Source organism: Micromonospora sonneratiae, assembly GCF_042679305.1.
In the GTDB taxonomy this organism is placed as follows: domain Bacteria; phylum Actinomycetota; class Actinomycetes; order Mycobacteriales; family Micromonosporaceae; genus Micromonospora_H; species Micromonospora_H sonneratiae.
Window position 1 is genome coordinate 1 of record NZ_JBHTMP010000128.1, and the last position, 6,654, is coordinate 6,654.

Below are 6,654 nucleotides of genomic sequence, written 5' to 3' on the forward strand. Positions count from 1 at the left end.
CCCGAAGCTCGGCCCGCTCATCCGACGACATCTCCACCGACACAGCCAACCACAACACATCTCAAGTAAAGACATCGGGATCACGAGACACTAGCCCTCAACCACCATTGCACCAGGCGGCTAATTGTGTCGGCTTTATGCCCTTGCGTGGGTCTAGGTTATTGACGTCACCTGATGATTCCTGCCGCCGCTACCTACTCCGGCGAGCACTGGCGAGTCGTCAGTGGGATCTTGATCCGCGAGATAGTCGCGCAGGGTGCGGTGAATAAATGCGTAGCCACCGAATACTCGCTGCATGATCACCCGGTCGTCAGCGTAGGAAAGGAATTCCAGTAAACGGGTTGGCAGTAGGCCAGAACGGGCAAGGCCGAAGGTGACTGCACGGTTGCGCAGCCAGGCGCGACCGGGCCCCGCCGTAACCATGAGGGCGATCGTCATTGGGAGAGCAGCCACAACCGCGAACCAGGGGCCATCGAGGACCAACACGACCGCCAGTAGCGCAATAACAATAAACATCAGTGCCGCCACCATTCGAGTGAAACGACGCATGGATGCCTGTAGCCCTTGACCGGGCGAAGCGGGCGGTTTGCTGGGATCGGGAATACTCCCGCCGCTGATGCCACCACCGATGCCTAGCGTCAACGAAATCAACGCTGCCGCAGGCAAGGATGCGGCGACAGCTACAGGCACACCGATTACTACAGCGCCAAATATCGCCCAGAACAAGAAACCCGTAAGCGTGGAGCGGAACGATTGAATCCAGTTTGAAGCCGCATAGGCGGCGTCCTCTTCTTTCCCGATGAACGGCACAAATAGCCGGTTAAGTTGGCGAACCTGGAGCAACACCCCGAAGGTGACGGCGATGCCGAGCCCAAAGAAAAGGGCAGCAATGACTGCGGTGACAAGCGCACCTCGAATGCCGTCCACGAGCGCACCGAATGGGGCAATAGCGAAAGCGCCTACTAGTGCAGCAAGGCCACCGCCCACCAATCCGGTGCTGGTGTGATCCCATCCGAGGACCCGTGCAAGTCGAGCGGTAACACCTCGACGTTTCGGCAATGGCCATTCCGGGGTGCGGCCGGGCAGCCAGGCCGGAGTAAGCCAATCCGGGTAGAAGACGGTCTCACTGCGCCGGCTCATCAACCGCGCAAGCCAAACCAGCCCATACCGCGCCTCATCTGGAGTGAAAGCGTGCTCCGCCTGCTCGGCCTGGCCTCGTAGGCTGCGTGGCCTAACCAGCATCCGATGTACAAATAGCCGGTAGAGCACATCGCTGTACTGCCTGTCGTCACCCGTGGGCAGCGCCTCGGCAGGCGCACCCCGGTAAGCAATGATCGCCACACCCAACATCAGCGGCGTGGTTAGAAGATCCCGCAGAGCGTTGTCGTGGTCAACGGCGTGGCGCAGCAGGTTCAGGTCGGGACCGGCGCTACGCAGCGCCCGAGTGATTTGGGGACGAGTCAGGGGCCGTACGGCAAACGCCGCATCAAGGGCCAGCCGCTTCTCCATCCGTTGATAGTTCTCTGTGCGGCAAGTGAGGACCAAGCCAGTGCCCACGAACTCCGGGCTGCGGGCGAACGAGTTGATGGCCTGTAGGCATGCGTCCTGGTAGTCATCGCCAACCTCGTCGAGGCCGTCGAGGAGTAGGACTAAACCTCCTCGGTCCAGTTCTTTCCGTACCTGTTGGGAAGAGACTCCGTAGCGTTCGCCAATCTCAGCAGACGCCCAGGAGCAAAAGTCAGGTCTTGATGCCCGCCATCGAGACAGCAGCAGCACTACCGGCGTCGGGGCTGCACCGTCGGCTTGTGCCCTTTTGAGTAGATCCTCAGTCAGCTGTAGGAGATGAGTGGTCTTGCCTGACCCGGGTTCGCCGATCAGCAGCAACCGGTTGCTTTGACCGTACACATCGGACAACTTGGTGCCATCCGGTAGCGGTTCCGAGGTGCCGAGCCGTTGCAACGGGCCGATCCTGGGGGCTTCGTACGCCTCCACTGCGTCTGGTTGCGTGTCAAGCTGCACCTCTAGACGGGCGGCATGCTGAAGGGAACGATGCAGGCCGTCAACGATCCACCACCGCTGTACCCGCTGCAATATCCGGGTTCTCGTTGTGATGTCGTCCTCCCCGATCGCGGGCGCTGCGGGGGTGTCGGTTTGTGCTCGTGCCCTGACCGCCCACCATGCCACCAACCAGGCAAGCACGGCGAAACCCGTTTGGACAAGCACGACGCTCAAGCGTTCCTGCGGACCCAGGTCGGGAGTGAGCCACATGCAGACGGCTAATCCTGCCGCCAGGGCGGCCGCGCCGAGGGCAAGGAGCCAGCGTTGTCGCACCGGCAACACGGCAGTTTGGGCTACTGGCGAGGTGGCGGCGTCCGGCTGCCCGGTCTCCTTACGTTGGGTAGTCAGCCCCAGAAATGTGGTAAGTACCGCGAGCGCCAACACGACCATGACCATGCGGCCGAAACTGTCTGTCCACTGCCTAATAACGGGTGGGCTGGTCGTAGCCACGTTGATGACCATGGCGCTGGCAGAGCTCACGATGGTGCTAATCAAGGTGAAGAGGAATAGTTCGAGCCGACGGAAGCGGTGACGGCGCCACATTGCTCCATAGTGGCTCAGAGTGGCTGCCTGCGAACTGAACAAAACCCGACAGTGATTAGGGATTTTGCTGACAAACCATCTAAGTCGCCCTGTCGCCCATTGGTTCGCAGCCAAGGTGGATCGAGGCCTGCCCGCTCAGCGGTACTTGTTTTCCCCACAAGCGGCGCTCTGCGCTGGCGTCAAGCCTGGGTGTTTGATCAACGCTGGCTGGATGCGGCATGGTTTGCCGGAAGGATTTGGCGAAGGGTTCGGGGAAGGCTATCTGTGTTGTGGTGTCCTGGGTCCAGCTCGCCCTGCGCGTCTCCGACCTGGAAGGGTCGATCGTTCTACTCGAAGCTGTTCAACACCGAGCCGGCCAAGCGGCGGTCCGGCTACGCCAACTTCGCCATTGAGGAGCCACCGCTGAAGCTGGTCCTGCTCGAAGGTGCCCCGGACCAGGCCACCGCGATCGACCACCTCGGGGTCGAGGTGTTCGACGGCGCGCAGGTCACCGCCGCCACCGACCGGCTCACCGAGGCCGGGCTGATCACCCTGACCGAGAACGACACCTCCTGCTGCTACGCCCTCCAGGACAAGGTCTGGGTTCGCAGCCCCGGCAACGAGCGCTGGGAGGTGTACGTGGTCAAGGGCGACTCCGACCAGTACGGCACCTCTGCCCAAACCCAGCCCGGAGCCGGCGACGACTGCAAGTGCGGCGAGACCACCGCCCCGCAGCCCGCCGTCGTCGGGTCGGACGAGGCGGGCGGGTGCTGCTCATAGGAGCAGATACACCTACGTAGAACGTGGCGGCGGCGCGCTCAGGTCGGTGCGCCGTCACCACTTAGGTCGAGGCTTCGCTGGTGCGCGGCGCTCTGGATGGGGCAGCCGCCACCATGAACAAGATCGAGACTCTCCCTCGTGAGCCTTGAACAAGATCATTTTGTTGGGTTCCGGCTTGAACAAGAGCGCCTCGGGCGCGTTCCGTGACCTCTCTGGCCACCGCGCTCGATCCGTATAGGTGGATCGGTTGCGGGCGTGTTCAAGCCTGCCGTCTCGAAGCGGCTGCGGCCGGCGAGGAGGGCTTTGAACAGCCTGACCACGGGTTGAACAGCCCGACTCCGGGTGCCGGCGGACTCCCGCCGAGGCACACCGACGGGCATTGGCGACGGCCGGGTTAAACACGGGTCGAGCCCGCTTGAACAAGATCACGGGTGTTCATGATCTGTTCAAAGGCCCTGGTGGCGTGGTGGCACAGCGCCGACCGGCACTCCCGCTGGACGGCAACGGTCATCACGAGGGAGCACCACCATGGACCATGGTACCCCTACCGCCGAGCCTGCCGTCTCCCGGCGCGGCGAGACGCTGTTCAACGACATCGAGTACCGATTCCGGCTGATGGGGCAGGGACCGAACCCGCTGTCGGTGGACGGCCGCAGCCTCGGTCACGGCCTGCCCCGCCGGGCCCTCGCCCTGCCCGAGCTGTCGGCGATCCTGATGCACCCGTCCTGCAACTACGCCGCCCGGGACGCCGCATGGCGGCTGCTGGTGCAGCACGCCCGTACCGGTGACTCGGCATGGCGTGCCGGCGCAGTCGGCGTCGCACTGCCAGGCCTGCGGTTCAAGGCATACCTGCTGGCCAAGCTGTTCACCGGCGACGTCCAGGCCGCCATCGTCGAGCACTTCCTGCGCGCTCTCGGCACGATCGATCTGGCCAGGCCCGGAGTAATCGGGAACCTACTGTCTGCCGCGTTCTCCAAGGCCCGCGCCGAGCTGCGTGAGCTGGAGCCGGCCTCGTCTGGGGCACCGAACCACGCCCCGGGGGCGGTGATGCCACCGGCCCCGTACGGGCACCCGGATCTCGTCCTCGCCCGCGCGGTCAACGCCGGGGTCATCACCGGGCAGGAGGCGGAGCTGATCGGCGCGACGTACCTGGAAGAACTCAGCCTCACCGCGTACGCCGAGCGCACCGGCGAGCCCCGCTGGAACCTTTACAAGCGGCGCACGGCCGCCGTCGCCCGGCTCAAGGCCGCGATCGAGTCCGGCGAGCTGTCCGACCCGTACGCCGATGCGGTCAACGAGGCCACCTCGATCCTGGTCCTCGACGCCCCGACCGCCCGGAAGCGTCCGTGAGCAGGCTGCTTGAGCTGCAATTTTCCAATCCGAGGCCCGGATTTGTAATCCCCTAGTGCGGGACTCTTCCGCGCAGGTGACCTTCTCCGACCGGACCCGTTGACGGCGCTGACACCCCGTACGGTCCCCGGCTCACCGCCTTCCCTGTGAGGAGGACGGCCGCGCCGGTCGGCATCCGAGGTCACCTCACCAAGCGCATCGTCCGGTCCCGCCTTCGCCAGCCCAATCGCGCACCCCATGCCCCGCTGCGGGTTGCTCAGGCGTGCGCACCGGAGGTGCCCAATCCCATGAACCACAACCCCTCTGTGCGTCCCGAGGTGCCGGCTCGCCGCCGCCTCGGGACCGCCGGGCGGGGATGGCCGTCCGTCCGCCGTCCCCGCCGATACCTTTCTCGTCCGGCCCGCGCCTCGCTGATGCTGCTCGGGGCCGCCGTGGTGACGGTCGTCTTCGTCGCCGCTCCGGGGGCGGCGTACGCGGCCGAGCCCGCCCCGGTGGTGCTGGCCGCCGAGTCGATCACGCAGGTGGTCGACAACATCCGTTTCTGGCTGCTCGGCATCCTCGCCGCGTGGGCGACCCTGTGCCTCACGGTGGGGTTCCTGCGCTACACCAGCGGCGAACCTGGCGAGGTCGAGAAGGGCAAGCTTGCCTTCCGTAGCGCCGCGATCGGCTACGCGGGAGCCCTGCTCGCCCCGCTGCTGGTCACGATCGTCGGTCAGTGGGTGGCCTGATGACCATCCGCCTCGTGTTCTGCCGTGTAGCGCTGCTGCTCGGTGTGTTGATCCTCGCCGGCCTGACCTTCGCCGGGGCCGGGCCGGCGCACGCCGAGCCCAGCCCGGCACCCGGTCCGCCCCCGAGCCCTGGCGTGCCGGACCCGGGTGTTCGCCCGCCGGGCGTGGAGCCGTCCCCGCCGGCTACACCGGTGCCCACGCCCGGCCCGGCCCCGAGTCCTGGTCAGCCCTTTGTCAGCGATGATCCGGCCTGGTACGACATCGGAGGCCAGATTCGCAAGGCCGTCGTTGACCTGGTCGTATGGGCCGCTGAGCAGGCCCTCCAACCCGTGATGGAAGCCCTCGGCGCGTCGTGGCTGTCGACCCCCGACCTCACCAGCAACGAGCACGTCAAGGCGATCTGGACGATGAGCCTGGTCGTCGCCAACGGCGTCATCGTGCTGTTCATCGTCGCTGGCGGTTTCCTCATCAGCGCCCGGGAGACCCTGCAAACCCGATACGGCCTCAAGCAGGTGCTACCCCGCATCGCCGTGGGCGTGGTCCTCGCCAATTGCAGCCTAATTATCGGCCAGAAGGCCATCGAGCTGACCAACGCGCTCACCGTGGCCATCGCCGGCAACACGATCGACGGCCCGACCGCCGCGACCGCGATCCGGCAGATCGTGGACAACGCCCTGCAAGGCGACGGGTTCTTAATGGCGCTGATGGCCATCGCCGTGATCGTGATGTGCCTCGTCCTGGAGTTCACGTTCGTGCTGCGCCTCGCCGCGCTGATCATCCTGTTCGGCCTCGCCCCGGCGGCGCTGATCTGCCACGCCAGTCCACTCACTGAAGGCGTGGCGAACCTGTGGTGGCGCTGCGTCCTGGCCTGCCTCGGCCTGCAACTCGGCCAGGCCATCGTCGTTATGGCCAGCATCAAGGTGTTCCTGACCCCCGCCGGGCCGACCGTGATGGGCATGCCCGCGACCGGAGCCGGACTTCTCGGCGTAGTGGTCTGCCTGACGATGCTGTGGCTGCTGATCAAGCTGCCGGGCTGGATGCGTCAGTTCATCCTCGGCCCGCTCGGGCAGCGCAGCGGCCGAGGACTGCTGGGTCAACTCGTCCAAGCTGTCCTGATGATCAAGACGCTCGGCGCGGCGGCCGGCTTGCTCGGCGCGGCGAGCACGGGCGGAGGCGGCGGACGGACGGCTCCTCGGCCGTCCGGCCCCCGTCCGCC

At 65.7% G+C, this 6,654-nt stretch carries 3 protein-coding genes and 2 pseudogenes; 4 read left to right on the top strand and 1 reads right to left on the bottom strand.

The features are described from left to right. Nucleotides 1–153 precede the first annotated feature (153 nt). Entirely contained in the window at nucleotides 154–2,601 is a 2,448-nt protein-coding gene (locus ACFQ4H_RS34345; protein WP_377579384.1) for an NACHT domain-containing protein, read from the bottom strand. A gap of 272 nt (nucleotides 2,602–2,873) precedes the next feature. Between ACFQ4H_RS34345 and ACFQ4H_RS34350 the strand changes: the two are divergent. From ACFQ4H_RS34350 to ACFQ4H_RS34365, 4 genes and pseudogenes are all read left to right on the top strand, one after another. Then, nucleotides 2,874–3,360: pseudogene (locus tag ACFQ4H_RS34350) on the top strand (ArsI/CadI family heavy metal resistance metalloenzyme). A 528-nt stretch (nucleotides 3,361–3,888) separates the two neighbouring features. Further along, nucleotides 3,889–4,710: a hypothetical protein gene (locus ACFQ4H_RS34355; protein ID WP_377579386.1), complete on the top strand. Its 822-nt coding sequence runs from the start codon at nucleotides 3,889–3,891 to the stop codon at nucleotides 4,708–4,710. Nucleotides 4,711–4,997: 287 nt separating this feature from the next. Then, nucleotides 4,998–5,438, top strand: a complete 441-nt coding sequence (locus ACFQ4H_RS34360) for a pilin (protein ID WP_377579388.1) — start codon at nucleotides 4,998–5,000, stop codon at nucleotides 5,436–5,438. Further along, nucleotides 5,438–6,654 (top strand): annotated as a pseudogene (locus ACFQ4H_RS34365) (hypothetical protein); the annotation flags it as partial. The gene ACFQ4H_RS34360 and the pseudogene ACFQ4H_RS34365, both read left to right, overlap by 1 nt.

What these genes read in the sequence shown, in the direction of transcription:
- ACFQ4H_RS34345 (WP_377579384.1), bottom strand. Translation starts at nt 2,601, where the DNA reads ATGTGGCGCCGTCACCGCTTCCGTCGGCTCGAACTATTCCTCTTCACC.
- ACFQ4H_RS34355 (WP_377579386.1), top strand. Translation starts at nt 3,889, where the DNA reads ATGGACCATGGTACCCCTACCGCCGAGCCTGCCGTCTCCCGGCGCGGC.
- ACFQ4H_RS34360 (WP_377579388.1), top strand. Translation starts at nt 4,998, where the DNA reads ATGAACCACAACCCCTCTGTGCGTCCCGAGGTGCCGGCTCGCCGCCGC.